Annotated in this window: 18 protein-coding genes and 2 pseudogenes; 18 read left to right on the top strand and 2 right to left on the bottom strand. The window is 58.1% G+C overall.

What is annotated here, in order from left to right:
• Nucleotides 1-22: 22 nt before the first annotated feature.
• The gene (locus AGR1_RS24560; protein WP_149148615.1) at nucleotides 23-928 is read left to right on the top strand and encodes a LysR family transcriptional regulator; all 906 of its coding nucleotides are present in this window, start codon (nucleotides 23-25) and stop codon (nucleotides 926-928) included.
• Here AGR1_RS24560 and AGR1_RS24555 read toward each other — a convergent pair.
• Nucleotides 925-1,149 carry a LysR substrate-binding domain-containing protein gene (locus AGR1_RS24555; protein ID WP_149148614.1) on the bottom strand — a complete coding sequence of 75 codons (225 nt, stop codon included), beginning with the start codon at nucleotides 1,147-1,149 and terminating at the stop codon, nucleotides 925-927. The two genes, AGR1_RS24560 and AGR1_RS24555, sit on opposite strands and share 4 nt — an antisense overlap.
• On the opposite strand from AGR1_RS24555, the gene AGR1_RS24550 reads away from it, so the two are divergent.
• From AGR1_RS24550 to AGR1_RS24470, 17 genes and pseudogenes are all read left to right on the top strand, one after another.
• Nucleotides 1,121-1,711, top strand: a complete 591-nt coding sequence (locus AGR1_RS24550; RefSeq protein ID WP_149148613.1) for a CoA transferase — start codon at nucleotides 1,121-1,123, stop codon at nucleotides 1,709-1,711. The two genes, AGR1_RS24555 and AGR1_RS24550, sit on opposite strands and share 29 nt — an antisense overlap.
• Before the next feature lie 7 nt (nucleotides 1,712-1,718).
• A pseudogene (locus AGR1_RS24545) lies at nucleotides 1,719-2,445 on the top strand (aldehyde dehydrogenase family protein); the annotation flags it as partial.
• Nucleotides 2,446-2,687: 242 nt separating this feature from the next.
• Nucleotides 2,688-5,000, top strand: coding sequence for a bifunctional salicylyl-CoA 5-hydroxylase/oxidoreductase (locus AGR1_RS24540; protein ID WP_149148612.1), 2,313 nt, complete (start codon nucleotides 2,688-2,690; stop codon nucleotides 4,998-5,000).
• Nucleotides 5,001-5,007: 7 nt separating this feature from the next.
• A complete protein-coding gene (locus AGR1_RS24535) occupies nucleotides 5,008-5,796 on the top strand; it encodes an SDR family NAD(P)-dependent oxidoreductase (protein WP_149148611.1) in 789 nt (262 codons plus the stop codon).
• 17 nt (nucleotides 5,797-5,813) lie between these two features.
• Nucleotides 5,814-6,233, top strand: coding sequence for a thioesterase family protein (locus tag AGR1_RS24530; protein WP_149148610.1), 420 nt, complete (start codon nucleotides 5,814-5,816; stop codon nucleotides 6,231-6,233).
• Nucleotides 6,226-6,621, top strand: coding sequence for a RidA family protein (locus tag AGR1_RS24525; protein ID WP_187772307.1), 396 nt, complete (start codon nucleotides 6,226-6,228; stop codon nucleotides 6,619-6,621). Before AGR1_RS24530 ends, AGR1_RS24525 begins: the two co-directional genes overlap by 8 nt.
• A 28-nt stretch (nucleotides 6,622-6,649) precedes the next feature.
• On the top strand, nucleotides 6,650-7,075 hold the full coding sequence (locus AGR1_RS24520; protein WP_149148608.1) for a cupin domain-containing protein: 426 nt from the start codon (nucleotides 6,650-6,652) through the stop codon (nucleotides 7,073-7,075).
• The gene (locus AGR1_RS24515) at nucleotides 7,075-7,923 is read left to right on the top strand and encodes a fumarylacetoacetate hydrolase family protein (protein ID WP_149148607.1); all 849 of its coding nucleotides are present in this window, start codon (nucleotides 7,075-7,077) and stop codon (nucleotides 7,921-7,923) included. Before AGR1_RS24520 ends, AGR1_RS24515 begins: the two co-directional genes overlap by 1 nt.
• Nucleotides 7,924-7,926: 3 nt before the next feature.
• Nucleotides 7,927-8,712, top strand: coding sequence for a glucose 1-dehydrogenase (locus tag AGR1_RS24510; protein ID WP_149148606.1), 786 nt, complete (start codon nucleotides 7,927-7,929; stop codon nucleotides 8,710-8,712).
• Between the two features lie 165 nt (nucleotides 8,713-8,877).
• Nucleotides 8,878-9,420 (top strand): MarR family transcriptional regulator, encoded by a 543-nt coding sequence (locus AGR1_RS24505; RefSeq protein ID WP_246669731.1) that lies wholly within the window; start codon nucleotides 8,878-8,880, stop codon nucleotides 9,418-9,420.
• Between the two features lie 475 nt (nucleotides 9,421-9,895).
• The gene (locus AGR1_RS24500) at nucleotides 9,896-11,521 is read left to right on the top strand and encodes an AMP-binding protein (RefSeq protein ID WP_149148605.1); all 1,626 of its coding nucleotides are present in this window, start codon (nucleotides 9,896-9,898) and stop codon (nucleotides 11,519-11,521) included.
• Between the two features lie 123 nt (nucleotides 11,522-11,644).
• Entirely contained in the window at nucleotides 11,645-12,781 is a 1,137-nt protein-coding gene (locus tag AGR1_RS24495) for an ABC transporter substrate-binding protein (RefSeq protein ID WP_149148604.1), read from the top strand.
• Between the two features lie 9 nt (nucleotides 12,782-12,790).
• On the top strand, nucleotides 12,791-13,714 hold the full coding sequence (locus tag AGR1_RS24490; RefSeq protein ID WP_149148603.1) for a branched-chain amino acid ABC transporter permease: 924 nt from the start codon (nucleotides 12,791-12,793) through the stop codon (nucleotides 13,712-13,714).
• Nucleotides 13,715-13,720: 6 nt separating this feature from the next.
• On the top strand, nucleotides 13,721-14,695 hold the full coding sequence (locus tag AGR1_RS24485) for a branched-chain amino acid ABC transporter permease (protein WP_149148602.1): 975 nt from the start codon (nucleotides 13,721-13,723) through the stop codon (nucleotides 14,693-14,695).
• The gene (locus tag AGR1_RS24480) at nucleotides 14,688-15,437 is read left to right on the top strand and encodes an ABC transporter ATP-binding protein (protein WP_149148601.1); all 750 of its coding nucleotides are present in this window, start codon (nucleotides 14,688-14,690) and stop codon (nucleotides 15,435-15,437) included. The genes AGR1_RS24485 and AGR1_RS24480 overlap by 8 nt, the downstream gene beginning before the upstream one ends.
• Nucleotides 15,434-16,120 (top strand): ABC transporter ATP-binding protein, encoded by a 687-nt coding sequence (locus AGR1_RS24475; protein WP_210248765.1) that lies wholly within the window; start codon nucleotides 15,434-15,436, stop codon nucleotides 16,118-16,120. Before AGR1_RS24480 ends, AGR1_RS24475 begins: the two co-directional genes overlap by 4 nt.
• Nucleotides 16,121-16,349: 229 nt before the next feature.
• Complete coding sequence (locus AGR1_RS24470; protein ID WP_149148599.1) at nucleotides 16,350-17,189, top strand: alpha/beta hydrolase; 840 nt, start codon at nucleotides 16,350-16,352, stop codon at nucleotides 17,187-17,189.
• A gap of 272 nt (nucleotides 17,190-17,461) precedes the next feature.
• On the opposite strand, the pseudogene AGR1_RS24465 reads toward AGR1_RS24470, so the two are convergent.
• A pseudogene (locus AGR1_RS24465) lies at nucleotides 17,462-18,227 on the bottom strand (IS6 family transposase).
• Nucleotides 18,228-18,404: the final 177 nt, after the last annotated feature.

Genomic DNA, 18,404 nt, shown 5'->3' with positions numbered 1-18,404 from the left:
AAAAGTCAGGAGTATCTTCATCATGGCATTCGACAGCCGGATGCTCTCCGGCATCAGCGTGCTGGCGGCGGTGGTCGAGGGTGGCAGTTTCGTCAAGGCGGCGGAACTGACCGGGATCACCGATTCCGGTGTCTCGCGCGCGGTGAGCCGGCTGGAGGCGCGGCTCGGCATCAGGCTCCTCGACCGCACCACCCGTTCCGTGTCGCTGACCGATGAGGGCCGTCAGTTCTATGAGACGGTTAAACCGCATTTTGAGGCCATTGAGGATGCCGCCGTCATGGCGGGCGGGGCGTCATCTGCGGTGCGGGGCCGGCTGCGGGTCGATATTGATCCATTCTTCCTGCCGCTGGTCCTGGCGGGCAGGCTCGGGACGTTCTGCGAACTCTATCCCGAACTTTCGATCGAATTCGTCTCCACCCAGCACATCGGGGATCTGGTGTCGGAAGGGGTCGATCTAGCCATCCGCTTCGGCCGCCCTCGGTTTTCCTCGCTGATCGCTCGCAAGCTCATCGAGGCGCCGATCCTTACAGTTGCTGCGCCTGCCTACATCCAACGTCGTGGTCGTCCACGCCACCCCTCCGATCTCGTCAACCATCGTTGCCTGCAGTTCCTGGACCCGCACACCAGCAGGCCATTCGACTGGGAATTTGTGCGCGACGGACAGGTGATCGGGGTTGAGACCAGTGGACCGCTCACCTTCACAGACCCGAAGACCATGCTGGCCGAATGTGTGGCCGGCAGTGGCGTCGGTCAGATCATCGGTTGGGGCGTCGGCGACCTACTGGCGTCCGGTCAACTCGTTGACCTGTTCCCCGACTGGCACGGTGAAAGCTTTCCGCTGTTTGCCTATCACCCCTCGCGCAAGCATCCCCCAGCCAAAGTGCGCGCCTTCATCGATTTTTGCGTAGATGTGGCCGAGCGGCTCTAGCCGCCCTCGCGATACTGCTTGCGCAGCCAGTCCAGGAATACGCGCAGGCGTGGCGACAGCTGCTGAGTGTGCAGATAGAGCGCGTGGACTGGCAAGCGCGGCGGAGGCACCTCCTTGAGGACCTCCACCAGCGTGCCGCGCCGAAGCTCGTCGTCGATACGGTAGCGTGGGGCCTGGAACAGTCCGAGATCGTTGCAGGCAGCGGCGACAGGCGGACGCATCCCGAAACCTCTTGGCAACGGACATCCCAATGTCGTCCCTTATCGCACCTTCGCAGCAGCGGACGGTCACCTAATCGTCGCCATTGGAAATGACGGTCAGTTCCGCGCCTTCTGCCGCCTGCTTGGGCGCGGCGACCTTGCCGAACATCCAGATTACAGCTCGAACGCCGGACGAGTTGCGAACCGCGTTACGCTTGAGGAAGCGCTGGCACTGGAGATCGTGGGCTATCGCAGCGCCGATCTACTGGAAAGGATGAATGCTGCCGGTATTCCGGGCGGACCGATTAACCGGCTGGATCAGGTCTTTTCTGATCCGCAGGTCGAAGCGCGCTGGGTGGTTGAGCATTTCGGGACGGAAACAGGAGACGAGATACGCCTGACGCGGTTTCCGGCTCGCCTTTCGGCCAGCCCGACGTCCATCCGCAGCATGCCGCAACCGCTTGGTGCAGCCAGCGGCGAAATTCTGGCGAGCCTCGGTTTCAATCCGAAGGCTATAGACGATCTGAAGCAGCGAGGCATCGTTGGGATGCCCGAGCGCGTGCCTGCACGGGAGGAGACGTAAGATGGCAATCTATCCCGAGGCAAGACTAATTCTTGGAGGCGAGGAAAGGACTGTAGGATCAAGAGGTACTGCGTCTGTTCGACCCCGCGACCGAAGAAGTGCTGGCTGTGCTGCCGCAGGCAGGAGAGGTTGAGGCACTGGAGGCGGCGCGACTTTCTACACAAGGCTTTGCAGAATGGTCTGCGGTACCGCCCATCGAACGCGCTCAAATCATGCGCCGGGCGGCGGCATTGATGCGCGAAAACGAACAGCTTGCTGGAACGATACTCTCCTTGGAGCAAGGCAAGCCTCTGGCACAGGCGCTGGCGGAATGGCGCGGTTCTGCCGATCTTCTCGACTGGTATGCGGACGAAGGCCGGCGCGCCTATGGGCGTATCGTCCCGGGGCGTGCTCCATGGATGACCCTGTCGGTCCACAAACGTCCAGTCGGTCCGGTCGCCGCCTTCGCGCCATGGAATTTTCCGGCCTGGACGGTGACGCAGAAGGTACCCCCGGCGCTCGCGGCTGGATGCTCGGTGGTGGTGAAACCATCAGAAGAAACCCCGGCAACGGCGTGGTTGATTGCTCGTGCACTTCTCGACGCAGGCCTGCCGCCGAAAGCGATCAGTGTTTTATGGGGCGCTCCCGCGCCGATTGCCTCGGCGCTTGTGACCGCGCCCGAGATCCGCAAGATCACGTTGACCGGTTCGGTGCGTGTCGGCCGAATTCTCGCAGCGGAAGCAGGACATCACCTATCGGTATTCTACCCCGCGCGGGTCATGGCCGTCTTTGCGTTCGCAAGTTTTACTTTTTAGGTTGGCAATCTTTGAAAGGTTAAAACTGAGGCCAGGCTGTGTCAGGTTTGATCGCCAACGACAGTTGGTGACCCATCCAAACGCAAGCCCAACTCGTCCTCTTCCCGTGTTGACAACCGCAATTCCGACTTATATTTTAAGTTTAAAATAAATGTGCTCGCCACGAGGAGAAGGGAACGTACATGCGTATCGTTTGTATCGGTGGAGGCCCCGCAGGGCTCTATTTCAGCCTGCTGATGAAGAAACTTCACCCTGAGCATCACATTCGCGTCGTCGAGCGCAACCGCCCCTATGACACATTCGGCTGGGGCGTCGTCTTCTCCGACCAAACCATGACGTCGATGCAGAAGTGGGACAAGGAAAGCGCTGACGAAATCCAGCAGGCCTTCAACCACTGGGACGATATCGAAGTGCTCTTCAAGGGTACGCGCCAGCGTACCACCGGTCACGGCTTCGTCGGTATCGGTCGCAAAAAGCTTCTCAATATTCTACAGAGCCGATGCGAGGCGCTCGGCGTGGAACTCATTTTCAAAACCGATGCCGGCGGCGACCAGGATTTCCCCGATGCCGATCTGATCATCGCGTCCGATGGCTTCAACTCGAACGTCCGCAACCGTTATCCCGACGTTTTCGAGCCGGACCTCATCAAGCGTCCCAACTGCTACATCTGGCTTGGAACCAACAAGCTGTTCGATGCCTTCACCTTCGACTTCCGCAAGACCGATCACGGCTGGTTCCAGGCGCATATCTACAAGTTCGACGAGAATACCTCGACCTTCATCGTTGAAACCACCGAGAAGGCCTATGAGGCGCACGGTATCGGCCAGATGAGCCAGCAGGAATCAATCGAGTTCTGTCAGAGCCTCTTCGCTGAAACGCTTGAGGGTGCGGAGCTCATGACCAATGCTCGACACTTGGTCGGCTCAGCCTGGCTGAACTTCAACCGGCTGATCTGCGGCAAGTGGAGCCACTTCAACGGTGATTCCCATGTGGTGCTGATGGGCGACGCCGCTCACACCGCTCACTTCGCCATCGGCTCGGGCACGAAGCTTGCCATCGACGATGCGATTGAGCTTGCCAACCAGTTCAACAAGGCTGGCCACGGCAAAGACAGCATCGCGGACGTTCTAAAAATCTATGAAGACATCCGTCGCGTCGACGTGGCACGCATCCAGAACGCCGCCCGCAATGCGATGGAATGGTTCGAAGTTGTTGGCGATCGCTATGCCGACACGCTGCCGCCGGAGCAGTTCATGTACTCGATGCTAACTCGCTCGCAGCGCATCAGCCACGAGAATCTGCGTCTGCGCGACAAGGAATGGCTCGAGGGTTACGAACACTGGTTCGCCCGTCAATCCGGCCTCGACGTCAAGGAAAACGAGCGTTGCCTGCCGCCGATGTTCACGCCCTATACGTCGCGCGGCACGACGCTGCCAAACCGCATTGTTGTCTCTCCCATGGCGATGTATTCGGCGACAGACGGTCTGCTCGGTGATTTCCACGTGGTGCATCTCGGGGCCCGTGCGCTCGGCGGTGCCGGTCTGGTCTTTGCTGAAATGACCTGCGTCTCTCCCGATGCGCGCATCACCCCCGGTTGCCTCGGTCTGTGGAACGACGAGCAGACGAAGGGCTGGAAGCGCTTTGTCGATTTCGTCCACACCAATAGCGCCGCCAAGGTCGGCATCCAGCTCGGTCATGCCGGACGCAAGGGCGCGACCAAACGGGCTTGGGATGGTATCGATCAGCCGCTGGAGGAAGGCGGATGGCCGCTTCTCTCCGCTTCGGCGATCCCCTATCTGAAACACAGCGTCGTTCCCAAAGCGATGGATCGAGCCGATATGGACCGGGTGAAGGCCGATTTCGTGGCAGCTACGAGGCGTGCGGCGGAAGCCGGTGCCGACTGGCTGGAATTCCACGCAGCCCACGGTTATCTGATCTCGTCCTTCCTGTCGCCGCTGACCAATCGGCGCGAAGACGAGTATGGCGGATCTTACGAAAACCGTGCTCGCTATCCGCGTGAAGTCTTCGCCGCCGTGCGCGAGGCATGGCCGGAAGACAAGCCGATCTCGGTTCGCCTTTCCTGCCACGACTGGACGGAAGGCGGCAACACGCCGGAAGATGCCGCGATCTTCGCCAAGATGTTCAAGGATGCAGGCGCAGACCTGATCGACTGCTCATCGGGTCAGGTCTGGAAGGAGGAAAAGCCGGTCTACGGACGCCTGTTCCAGACGCCGTTCTCCGACAAGATCCGCAACGAAATCGGCATTCCAACCATAGCGGTCGGCGCCATTTCCGAGGCAGACCACGCCAATTCGATCATCTCCGCAGGCCGTGCTGACCTCTGTGCCGTGGCGCGGCCTCACCTGGCCGATCCCGCCTGGGTTCTGCACGAAGCAGCGAAGATCGGTCTGAAGAACGTTCCGTGGCCGAAGCAGTACATGTCCGGCAAGTTCCAGTACGGGGCGAACCTCGAACGCGCCGCTGCGGCGAAGTGAAAGAGCCATGCTGAACGCTCTTCCCCTTGAAGGACGGCACGCGCTCGTGACCGGAGCCGGAAGCGGCATCGGTGCTGCTATCGCCCGCACACTGGCGAAGGCTGGAGCGAATGTGACGCTGGCCGGACGCCGCCGCGAGCCCCTGACTGCTGTCGCAGCCGAAATTGGCACACGAGCTTTGGTGCTGGATAGCTTTGACGTGACGAATACGGGCGCAATTGCTGAGGGTTTGGAGAAAGCCCGCAGAACCTTCGGCAGCGTCTCCATTCTCGTCAACAATGCCGGTGAAGCACCAAGCGCGCCTTTTGAAAAGACATCCTCCGAGATGTGGAGCCATGTTCTCTCGGTCGACCTGACGGGTGTCTTCAATGTGACGCAAGCCGTGCTGCCGGATCTTAAGGCCCATGGCGAGCGAGCGCGCATCATCAACGTCGCGTCAACTGCAGGGCTGACGGGTTATGCCTACGTTTCCGCCTACTGTGCCGCCAAGCATGGCGTGGTCGGCCTGACGAGAGCCTTGGCACTGGAGCTGGCGAAGAAGGGTGTAACCGTCAATGCGATATGTCCCGGCTTTACCGATACACCGATCATTCGGCAGTCGCTTGACACCATCATGCAGAAGACCGGGCGCAGCCTTGAGGAAGCGCTGGCGGAATTCACCAAATCCAACCCGCAAGGGCGGCTGATCCAGCCGCAGGAAGTGGCGGACGCCACGCTGTGGCTTGCCTCGCCTTCGGCGGGTTCCGTGACCGGCCAGGCAATCGCGATTGCGGGCGGCGAGGTCATGGCAGGCTAAACGGAGTTAAAAAGAAAATGCCCTTCACCCATTCCAAACCGATGCGCTTCGGCGACTGCGACCTGACGGGGATTGCCTATCATCCGGCCTATCTCTCCATGCTTGTCGATGTCAACGAAGCGATGTTCGCCTCCTTCGGCGTTACCTGGAAAGAACTCATGTTCGAACGCAAGCTCGGCCTGCCAACGGTGACCATGAACCTCGAATTCAAGAAGCCCGCTGTCTATGGCGACACGCTCGATTTCGCCGTGCATGTGCGCTCGATCGGTCGGACCTCGCTCGATCTCGAAACCATCGTCACCGTCCGTGGCGACATCATCTGGTCGGTGAAGCAGAGGATCGTGATGACCTCGCTTGAAGACCACAAATCCCATCCATGGCCTGACGACGTGCGCGCAGGTCTCTCTCGTTATCTGGAGCCAAGACATGATGCATGAAATCATCCAGCCGCACGGCTGGGCAAAGCCTATTGGTTACTCGAACGGTATCAGTGCACGCGGTCGCATCGTACAGGTCGGCGGTCAGATCGGCTGGGACGAGCATTGCCAGTTCCATTCCGACGATTTCGTCGAGCAGGTGCGCCAGACGCTTCTCAACATCGTCAGCGTGCTGAAGGCGGCGGATGCGAAGCCCGAACATCTTATCCAGATGACCTGGTACTTCACCGATCGCGTCTCCTACAAATCGCGTATGAAGGAAATCGGCGCGATCTACCGCGAGATCATCGGCCGTCACTTCCCGCCGATGGCGGCAGTCCAGGTCGTCTCCTTGATGGAAGACCGCGCCAAGATCGAGATCCAGGCGCTGGCCGTCGTTCCCGATTGAAAGAGGCCTGCAGAGGAGGAGAAATTCCATGAGCAATACCGTTAGACCATTCATCACCCGCAAAGGTCAGGAAGACACCGGCACCGGCCAGTCCGGCGGCTGCGTGCGCATTTCGGGCGTCAGCCCGCAGCATACGCCTGCCACCAAGATCTGGTTTGGCAAGGTTTCCAACGAACCTGGCTACCGGTCCTATCCGCATCACCATGGCGAAGCCGAGACCGGCGGCTATGTGCTGAAAGGCAAGGCGCGCATCTACTTCGGCGAGAACTGGAAAGAGTATCTCGACATGGAGGAAGGCGACTTCATCTTCGTGCCGCCGAACTGGCCGCATATCGAAGTCAATATGTCGACAACCGAAGAACTGGTCTGGTTGACCACCCGTACGCCGGACAACATCGTCGTCAACCTGCCGGATGTGGAAGATTCCGTCCTCGAAGGTTTCAGGAGAGCTTGATGAAACTGTTGCGATACGGCCCGGCAGGCGCTGAAAAGCCCGCCATCGTCGCCCAGGATGGAACTGTACGTGACCTTTCCGGCGTCATCGCCGACTTCACCCGCGATGTCTTGTCCGACGACGGGCTTGCGCGGCTTGCGGCCATCGAACCGATGACGCTGCCGCAGGTGTCGGTCGAACGTATAGGCGCATGCGTACCGCGTCCGGGCAAATTCATCTGCGTCGGTCTCAACTATGCAGACCATGCTAAGGAAACCGGCAAGGCCTCACCGGAGGAGCCGATCCTGTTCATGAAGGCGGCCTCTGCCGTCGTCGGTCCGAATGACGATGTAGAAATCCCGCGTGGATCGAAGAAGGCTGACTGGGAGGTCGAGCTTGGCGTCATCATCGGCACGCGGGCGAAATATGTCAGCGAGGCGGATGCTCTAAACCACGTTGCAGGCTATTGCGTGGTCAATGATGTGTCCGAGCGCGCCTTCCAGTCAGAGCGCGGCGGCCAGTGGACCAAGGGCAAGAGCCACGACACGTTCGGCCCCACGGGCCCTTGGCTCGTCACACGCGACGAGGTGCCGGACCCTCAGAAGCTTGCGTTGTGGCTGGATGTCGACGGCGTGCGCCGGCAGACGGGCAATACGAATACGATGATCTTCGGCGTCGCACATCTGGTCAGCTATATCAGCCAGTTCATGACTCTGGAGCCCGGAGACCTGATCGCCACCGGCACGCCGCCCGGCGTCGGCATGGGTATCAAGCCGGAACCTATCTTCCTGAAGCCGGGGCAAATCATGGCGCTCGGTATCGAGGGTCTGGGTGAGCAGCGGCAGCAAACGATAGAAGCGAGGGACTGAGGCATGGCCGATCTTACAGGACGTCTTGCCATCATCACCGGCGGCGCGCGCGGCCAGGGCGAGGCTGAAGCCCGTCTTTTTGCATCCAAGGGTGCCGCCGTCATCATCGCCGACGTGCTGGCCGAAGAAGGTCGTGCGCTCGCGGAAGCCCTGCAAAAGGAAGGGCGCGAGGCCCGCTTCATCTATCTGGATGTCACCGACCCAACAAGTTGGGCAGGCGTCGTGGCGCTTGCCACCGAGTGGAAAGGCCGCATCGATATTCTCGTCAATAATGCCGGCATCATCAACCGCACGATCGTTGAATCCACCAGCCTCGAGGCTTGGGAGCGCGTGCTGAAGGTCAATCTCACGGGTGCCTTTCTTGGCATTCAGGCGGTGATGGAGTTGATGGGCAAGGCCGGCGGCGGCTCGATCGTCAACATCTCCTCCAATAGCGGCTATTCCGGCCACTACGACCCGGCCTACACGGCCAGCAAGTGGGGCCTGCGCGGACTCACGCGCAGCGCTGCCATGGAGCTGACGACAAAAGGGATCCGCGTCAACGCCGTCTGCCCCGGCCTTGTCGTGACCGGTCTGAACGCCAACAGCCCTCACCTGAAGCCGATGATCGACATGACGCCGATGAAGCGCAGCGGCAAGCCGGAAGAGATCGCCGAACTGGTGCTGTTCCTGGCGTCTGACGCATCCAGCTTCATCACCGGTGAAGACTTCGTCATCGACGGCGGCTTCACTGCCGGTGCGGCATACAGACGTGTCGCAACGCAGACAAATATCTTCCCCAATACCTAGGCCAATTTCTCTTCTCTCTTTCGGACGCGGCAGGTCGCGTTGCGTCCGAATAAAAAATATAAATTCCTCACGAGAGGAAGTTTGCTTTCCCGGCAGATAGCAAGGATTGCAATGCGCTGGCATGCCAGATGTTCCTTGAATGTTCAAACATGTTGAGGTAAGTCAGTGTTTGACATTCAACTGCGTGCAAGGGGCGGGACTTTGTCGGCGGTCGATCTCGAAATCATTATCAGCGATACGCAAGAGGGTAAGAAGCAGGAGCTTCGCCTCTGGCTGCGACTCCTGTCCACCACCAAGCTGATCTCGCAGGAAATACGCCGCCGCCTGCGGCGCGAATTCGGAGCCACCCTGCCGCAATTCGATCTACTTTCCCAGCTGTACCGGGAGCCGGAAGGACTGCGTCTCGGCGAATTGTCGAAGCGCACTATGGTGACGAATGGTAACATCACCGGCCTCGTGGAACGGCTGGAACTGGACGGCCTCGTGTTGCGCGAACGGCCAGCCGATGACCGCCGCGTCATCGTCGCACGCCTGACAGACAAGGGCCAGACGATATTCGAGGCTATGGCGGAAGCGCACGGCGGCTGGCTGGAGGATATGATGGCGGATGTGGACCCCATCGTGCTCTCTGGCCTTCTCACCCACGTTGGACAGGTCAAACGCTCGGCGCACAACCATCTTTCTGCCGATGAAGGCGACGACCTTTAGGGCAACGACCCCTGCCACGCCTTGATAACTTTCGGTCCTGAACGCAGTCTTGGCAGGCCTCAGAGAGCGTGCGAGAGACACAAGACCATGTTCAAATCTCAACGCTCTCACCTGGCGTTTGACCACCACCTTTAAAATCAAAAGAACGTGCTTTTAAGCTGCAACGCATATTTCCGTCGGCTGGATATCCAAGGCTCGACTGAGCCGCTTGCTGCGGACCGCCAAAGGTCAATCCTCGTATAAAAAATCTACTAGAAACCGTGCATTTTCAGTGCGCAACAAAAATCTAATTGCCCAGTAAATCGGCGTTTCGGCGATCAAATTTGAATATATTTAAAGCGCCCAAAACCCAACTTCAGGCCTCAGAAAAAAATATTACAAACTTAAACTTTCTCTCTTGCCAGAGCCAATTTCCGGTGTAATTCTGGACAAAAGGCAAAAAGCCACATCGATAAAAATAACTGGGAACATAACTATGCTGGGACCGTCAGGCCATCAGGATACCTTTGCCCGCGACAATCTTCCGCCCTTCGAAGAATGGCCGGAAATCAAGCTCGATGGGCACGACTACCCCGAATGGATGAATGCAGGTGTCGAGCTGACGGACCGAATGGTCAAGCGTGGTTTCGGCGATCATACCGCCCTTATCGGCAATGGCCGCCGTCGCACCTATAAGGAACTTGCTGACTGGACGAATCGCATCGCCCGGGCTCTGATCGAGGATTATGGTGTCAAGCCGGGCAACCGTATTCTGATCCGCTCCGCCAACAACCCTGCCATGGTCGCGTGCTGGCTGGCCGCAATGAAGGCGGGCGCCGTGGTCGTCAACACCATGCCCATGCTTCGTGCTGGCGAGATGACCAAGATCATCGACAAGGCAGAAATCACCATCGCGCTCTGCGACACCCGCCTGATGGATGAACTGGTGATGGCGGCAAAGGAAAACGCCTACCTCACCCAGGTTATCGGTTTCGATGGCACCGCCAATCATGATGCCGAACTGGACCGGGCAGCGCTCAACAAACCGGTTCGGTTCGAAGCAGTCAAAACCGGTCGCGACGACGTCGCTTTGCTTGGCTTCACCTCGGGTTCAACCGGCGTCCCCAAAGCGACGATGCACTTCCATCGCGATATTCTCATAATTGCCGATGCCTACGCAAAGGAAGTGCTGAATGTTCAGCCAGAGGATATCTTCGTCGGCTCGCCACCCTTGGCATTCACCTTCGGCCTTGGCGGTCTTGCGGTTTTCCCTCTCCGCTTTGGCGCAAGTGCAGCCCTTCTGGAAACGGCCACGCCGGCCAAGATGATCGAAATCATCGAGACCTATAAGGCGACCATCTGCTTCACGGCTCCCACCGCTTATCGCGCCATGATGGCCGCGATGGATGCAGGTGCTGATCTATCCTCGCTTAGAATTGCCGTTTCCGCTGGAGAAACGCTGCCCGCGCCTGTCTTCGACGAATGGGTGAAAAAGACCGGAAAGCCGATCCTCGATGGCATCGGCGGTACCGAAATGCTACATATTTTCATCACCAACCGTCAGGACGATTTCAAACCGGGATGCACTGGCAAGCCGCTGACCGGCTATGAAGCGATGGTGGTGGATGCCGACATGAACGAGGTGCCGCGTGGTACGCCCGGCCATCTAGTCGTCAAAGGCCCCATCGGTTGCCGTTACCTTGCCGACGACCGGCAGAGCAAATTCGTTCGCAACGGCTGGAATCTGCCGGGTGATATTTTCGTGCAGGATGAGGACGGTTACTTCCATTTCGCCGCCCGCTCTGACGACATGATCGTTTCCGCCGGTTACAATATTGCCGGTCCGGAAGTCGAGGCGGCGCTTCTCAAACACGCCGCCGTTTCGGAATGTGCGGTCATCGGCGCTGCCGACGACGAGCGCGGCATGATCGTTGAAGCCCATATCGTGCTCGGGCAGGGATACGAACCTAGCGATGCGATGGCCAAGGAGTTGCAGGAGCATGTGAAGGCCGTTATCGCGCCGTATAAATATCCGCGCTCGGTCGCCTTTACCGATGCCTTACCGAAAACCGAGTCGGGCAAGATCCAGCGCTTCCGGCTGAAGCCGGCTCGGACGATGTAATCGGCTTATATCCAGCATTCGTCATGATGTGACATTGCAAGTCTTTCCGTGTTTGTGGAAGGTAACGTTTCCGCCCGACAATCAGCCGGGCACGGCACAAAAACCAAAAAGGGGAATATCTTGATGAGGAAAATGCTCGTAACTGCCACGATGGCGCTCAGCCTTGGCGTTTCCAGCCTGGCCGTAGCCGAACCACTGAAAATCGGCATGATTACAACGCTTTCAGGCGGTGGTGCGGGCCTTGGCGTCGACACACGTGACGGGTTCATGCTGGCCATCAAGCAGTCCGGCAACAAGGACGTGACCGTTGTGACGGAAGACGACGCGCAGAAGCCGGAACTCGCCGTGCAGATCGCCGACAAGATGATCCAGAGCGACAATGTCGACGTGCTGACCGGCATCGTCTGGTCGAACCTGTTGATGGCTGTCGTGCCGGGTGCGGTTGCCCAGGGCAAGTTCTATGTCTCGACCAATGCGGCACCGGCGGCACTGGCTGGCAAGGGCTGCAACAAGCTTTACTTCAACGCCGCCTACCAGAATGACAATCTTCACGAAGCCATGGGCCAATATGCCAACAAGGACTTCAAGAAGATGTTCATCTTGGCGCCGAACTATCCCGCCGGCAAGGATTCGCTCGCTGGCTTCAAGCGGTATTATAAGGGAGAGGTGGTCTCCGAAGTCTATACCAAGGTCGGCCAGACGGATTATGCCGCTGAAATTGCGCAGATGCGCGCATCCGGAGCTGACGGCATCTTCTCATTCCTCCCCGGCGGCATGGGCATTGCCTTCATGAAGCAGTTTGCCCAGTCAGGCGTCAAAATTCCGGTCATGGGTCCCGGCTTCTCCTTCAGCCAGGATGTTTTGCCTGCTATCGGTGATGCGGCCATCGGCGCAAAGGCTTCTGGCCAGTGGGTGCCGGATTTCGATACCGAGGTCAGCAAGAAATTCCTTGCCGATTTCCAGAAAGAATATAACCGTCTGCCGTCCATCTACGCCGTCCAGGCCTATGACGCGGCACAGTTGATCCTGTCCGCTGCCGCAAAAGTCAGCGTCAAGGATACCGATGCCTTCCACGCCGAGCTGTTGAAGGCCGATATCAAATCTCCGCGCGGCAACTTCAAGTTCAACACCAACCAGCACCCCATCCAGGATCTCTACATCACCGAAGTGGTGAAGAAAGACGGCGTGCTGACCAACAAGACGGTCGAGAAAATCTTCTCGGATCACGGTGACGCCTACGCCCAAGACTGCAAGATCTAAGGACGTAGCGTGACTATGGCACTTGCTATCGAACAGTTGCTGAACGGCATCCAGCTCGGCGTCATGTTGTTTCTCATGGCTGCCGGGTTGACGTTGATATTCGGCGTCATGGGGCTGATCAACCTGGCTCATGGCTCGCTCTATATGGTTGGCGCGTTTGCTTGCGCCACCGTTGCCGCGTGGACCGGCTCGTTCTGGCTTGGCCTCGTCGCAAGCCTCATCTGTGCGGCAGCGGCTGGCGCGATTATCGAACTGGCCGTCATCCGTCGGCTCTATGACCGGGACCATCTGGATCAGGTTCTGGCTACCTTTGCGCTCATACTGATTTTTTCGGAAGGCACCCGCTGGATGTTCGGATCCTTCCCGCTCTACCTCGATATACCGCCGCTTCTGGAGGGCGCCGTCACGCTGCCGGGCGATGCCAGCTATCCGGTCTATCGTCTGGCGATCATCGCCGTCGGTGCTCTTGTCGCACTCGGTCTTTACCTGCTCATCGGCAAGACGCGTCTCGGAATGCGCATTCGCGCTGGTGAGAGCGACCGCGAGATGATCGGGGCACTCGGCGTCGATATCCGCACGCTCTACACACTGGTCTTTGCACTCGGTTCAGCTCTGGCTGGTCTTGCCGGGGCATTGGTGGGTGCGTTGCAATCGGTGCAGGTTGGCATGGGTGAACCGGTGCTCATCCTCGCCTTCGTCGTGATCGTTATCGGTGGTATTGGCTCAATCAAGGGTGCGCTTTTGGGTGCGCTTCTGGTCGGCATCACGGATACGCTTGGGCGCCTTTTGCTGCCGCAACTGCTCAGCCTCTTTGTCGATCCGTCGCAAGCAGGCATGATCGGTGGTGCTGCGGCATCCATGCTGATCTATGTCGTCATGGCCGTCATTCTGGCTGTCAAACCGCGCGGGCTCTTTCCGCCAGCTCATGCGTGAGGCCCCATGCTGACCCGTGAAAATACAGTCAATCTGCTACTTGCTGCTTTACTGCTGGCAGCCCCGCTCGTCGCAAACTCTCTCGGCCAACCCTTTTACGTGACACTTGCCACGCGCATTGCCATTCTTGCGCTGGCAGCGCTCGGCCTCAACCTGGCGCTGGGCCTCGGAGGCCTCGTGTCTTTCGGCCATGCGGCTTTCTTCGGCATTGGTGGATATGCCGCTGGCATTCTCGCCAGCCATGGCTTTTCCGGCGAATCGATGATCTTCGGCCTGTCAGGCACGGTTCAGATGCAGGTGATCTGGATCGTTGCGGCCTGCGCATCCGGTCTGGTCGCTATTCTGATCGGCCTCATCAGCCTGCGCACGACCGGCGTCTACTTCATCATGATCACGCTCGCCTTCGCGCAGATGATCTATTATTTCGCGATTTCCTGGCCTGCCTATGGCGGTGAGGATGGCCTCTCCATTCTGGTGCGCAACCAGTTTCCGGGCATCAACACCATGAAGCCTCTGAGCTTCTTCCTCGTCAGTTACGTGGTGCTGATCGCGGCCATTGGCCTCTTTGCGCTGATCCGTGCTTCCCGCTTCGGAGCGGCTTTGCAGGCGGCACGGCAGAACGAGACACGTGTTGCGACGGTTGGCATCCATCCTTACCGCATCCGCCTCGTCGGCTTCGTCATCTCGGCGATGATTACCGCTCTGGCTGGCGCGCTCTATGCCGATCTCAACCGCTTTGTTAGTCCCTCCATGCTGTCCTGGCATATGTCAGGTGAACTGATCGTCCTCATCATTCTCGGCGGAACGGGAAGGCTGTTTGGCCCGCTTGCCGGAGCTGCACTCTTCGTCGCCTTCGAATTCGCATTGGGCGGCCTGACTGAACGCTGGCAATTCTTTCTTGGCCTCATCCTTCTCGGTGTCGTGCTTTTTGCCCGGGGTGGCTTGGTCGGCCTTTTGGCCGGAAAGGCAAAACATGGCTGACGCTGTCCTCCAGATAGACAATCTCGTCAAGAATTTCGGAGCGCTGCGCGCAACGGATGGCGTGACGCTCGATCTTCGCGCGGGCGAAATTCACGCCTTGATTGGCCCGAATGGTGCTGGGAAATCCACGCTCATTCACCAGATTTGTGGCACGCTGAGACAGAATTCCGGCACGATCCGTTTTGCTGGTGAAGACATAGGTGCGCTCAACACCGCCGAGCGCGCACAACGCGGTCTGGGCAGAACGTTTCAGGTGTCGTCGCTCGCACCGGAATTCTCCGCACTGCGCAACGTCATGTTGGCGGCACAGGCGAAACAGGGAACGAGCTTTCGTTTCTTCAAACCGGTCATGCAGGACAAATCGCTTGTCGATCCATCCATGGCGATCCTGGAAAGGGTCGGATTGGCTGACCGCGCGCGCCTGCCGACCGCTGAACTTTCGCATGGCGAACGGCGCCAGTTGGAAATCGCAATGGCGCTGGCGCTTCAGTCGAAAGCCTTCCTGCTCGATGAGCCGATGGCTGGCATGGGGCCGGAGGGCTCGAAAAAACTGACCGGCTTCCTCGATACGTTGCGTCAAGAAGCGCCGATCCTGCTGGTCGAACACGATATGGACGCGGTCTTCGCGCTAGCAGACAGGATTTCCGTTCTCGTCTACGGCAAGCTTATCGCAACCGGTACCGTGGATGAAATCCGCAACAATCCGACCGTTCGCACCGCCTATCTGGGAGATCACGCCTGATGTTGTTGAATGTGGAGGACATCACCACCTATTATGGTGCCAGCCAGGCGCTTTTCGGTGTCGATTTCAACCTGGCCGAGGGCGAGGTCGTTGCGCTGATGGGGCGCAACGGGATGGGCAAATCGACGACCATCAAGTCGATCTGCAACCTCATGCCGCCCAAGACGGGTCGCATCTCATTCAATGGCAAAGGAACAGGCCGCCTCGCGCCCTACAAGGTCGCGCGTCTGGGTGTTGGTCTTGTGCCCGAGGGGCGACGTTGTTTCCCAAACCTCTCAGTCCATGAAAATCTGGTAGCGGCGGCAAGACCCGGCCCTTGGACACTAGAAAAGGTCAATGCGCTTTTTCCACGCCTGAAGGAGCGGTATGCCCAGATGGCCAAATCGCTCTCCGGTGGCGAACAGCAAATGCTGGCCATCGGCCGCGCCTTAATGACCAATCCGCTGCTTCTCATCCTCGATGAAGCAACAGAGGGTCTGGCCCCCGTCATTCGCCAGGATATCTGGCGAGCGATACGCCAACTCAAGGCCGAGGGCCTGTCCATTCTCGTCGTGGATAAGACGCTGAGCGAATTACTCCCGGTCGCCGATAAGTGTATAATCCTTGAGAATGGTAAAAACGTGTGGTGTGGCCCACCACAAGGGCTGACCTCTGTCGTTCAAGATCGTTACCTGGGTATTTAAAAGCCTTTGGCCGAAGACTTTGAGACCAACTGTCTCTTCAGTTTCCGAGTTTCATGAGCACTGCCGTCTTGCCTTAATCGCAATGGAGGCTTGGGGCAAAGCCATCGTTGGGTGGCGTGTGTTAAGGTCCGGCCATGGCGTTCGCCTTCTCCCATCGGTCTAAATATTTGCCAGCCTGAGCGTTCGTTTGCTGTCGGTTCATCGTTTGTAGTCAAAAACTATTGTGTACATGAAGGAGAATGTTTTGCACTATCGGATAACAGATTGGGACAGCGCTTATGCCAATGGTGCCAATATAGCCAAAGGCGAGCGTTGGCCGGACGCGTGGGTAGGACCCGCGCGTGCTTATCGCGAGGAACTCGGGTCATCGGGGCGGGCAAAGTTCGACGTCGTATATGGTCAGAAGCCTAGAAATACCCTGGATATTTTCCACCCGTCCAAACCTGCGCTTGGTTTGGTTGTATTCGTTCACGGTGGGTTTTGGGTAAATCTCGACAAGAGCTACTGGTCGCATTTTGCAAGAGGGGCGATCGAGCGGGGTTATGCAGTGGCGATGCCTTCTTATACTCTTGCTCCAGAAGCTCGAATTGGTCAGATAACAATAGAAGTTGCCCAATCGATCGAGCTGGCGGCGCGAGAGGTGGATGGCTCCATTTATCTCATCGGTCACTCGGCTGGCGGGCATCTGGTAACACGAATGATCACTACTACATCACCTCTGTCAGAGGGTGTGCAAAAGCGGATTGTGAATACCGTCAGCCTTTCGGGTCTTCACGACCTTCGTCCGTTGATGAACCTTTCATCGAACGCGAAAATGAGAATTGATAGAACCGAAGCCTATACAGAAAGCCCGGCGCTACTCGAGCCTTTCGCCAACACCAGACTGGTTTGCTGGGCCGGTGCGGCCGAACGTGCGGAATTCGTGCGTCAAAACGCGCTTCTTGCCAATATATGGAAGGGATTGGGTGCGCAGACGCTTGTCGTGGAAGAACCGGACAAGCACCATTTCTCGATTTTAGACGGGCTTGAAGACCCGTCGCATCCACTAATGGATGCATTGGTGCTCTGAACCCGTTTTTCGAGCCAACTCGGATTGTTTGCGAGCCCTCACGCCCCATTGCCCACAGTCTGGGTGCAAGCAATAATGCGCGATGTGAAGCGGACTACCACGAGGCTGGCGAGGGCCATTTCTTCCAGGCCGGGTAAAGACACTATCTCCAAAACTAGGTGAGCTGTGTTGTTACAAGACCCAGTCGCGACCCGTCTGTGCGATGAAAGTCAGTATTTTTGGCTCTGTTGCAAATATTCCAGATGACTGGCGAGGCCTTATTTAATCCGCTGTCACGCGGGCTGCCCCGCAAGGTTCTGGGTGAGCAAAGCGACAGCTTCCGTTAAGGCGCTCGGTCCGATGCCAAAAGCCCGTTCAACGATGCGAGCTTCGCCATGTACGTCGCCGGTCAGGTTGAAAATCGCAGCCTGTCCCTTGCGCAGAGCCCGCATCACCTCGAATCCCTTGATCGTCGCGTATGCCGTTTTCAGCGTCTTGAATCCTCTCACAGGCCTGATCAGTTGCTTGAGCTTGCCGTGATCGGCCTCGACGACATTATTCAGATACTTGACCTGCCGGTGCACAAGCTCTCCTGGGCACTTACCTTCGGCCTTCAGTTCCGAAATCGCGATCCCGTAGGTCGATGCCTTATCGGTGTTGATGGCCGTTGGCTTTTCCCAATCCTTCAAGCCATTCTAAGCCTTGCCGAGAAATCGCTTTGCTGCTTTGGCATTACGCGTCGGCGACAGATAGAAATCGATCGTTGCCGAACTTGTCGACGGCCCGGTACAGATATGTCCATTTACCGCGAACTTTTACATAGGTTTCATCCACACGCCAACTCGTCGATTGCGGCCGGCGCCAATGCCAGCGTAGTCGTTTTTCAACCTCTGGCGCATATTTCTGAACCCAGCGATAGATCGTGGAATGATCAACAGGCACGCCCCGTTCACCCATCATCTGTTCAAGATCCCGGTAGCTGATCCCATAGCGGCAGTACCAGCGGACCGCCCAAAGGATGAGTTCACCCTGAAAATGACGCCATTTAAAATCGCTCATTAAAAGTCTCGCTGAAATCTTCACCGCTCTTTCGGCGATCAGCCGATTTTTTGCAACAGAGCCCCTGGCGGCACCCGGCCATTTCTCGATACTTTGGCCATCGGCGCGGTTCGTTGCGCCGAGGCTACGCGTCTTCATCGATTTCCTGACTGAGAAGCTGTTTCCGGAAGCTGATTC

This window comes from Agrobacterium sp. B1(2019), from assembly GCF_008274755.1.
In the GTDB taxonomy this organism is placed as follows: Bacteria; Pseudomonadota; Alphaproteobacteria; order Rhizobiales; family Rhizobiaceae; genus Agrobacterium; species Agrobacterium salinitolerans.
The sequence above is the reverse complement of the archived record's forward strand: the minus strand, read 5'-3'. Positions and strand labels throughout refer to the sequence as shown.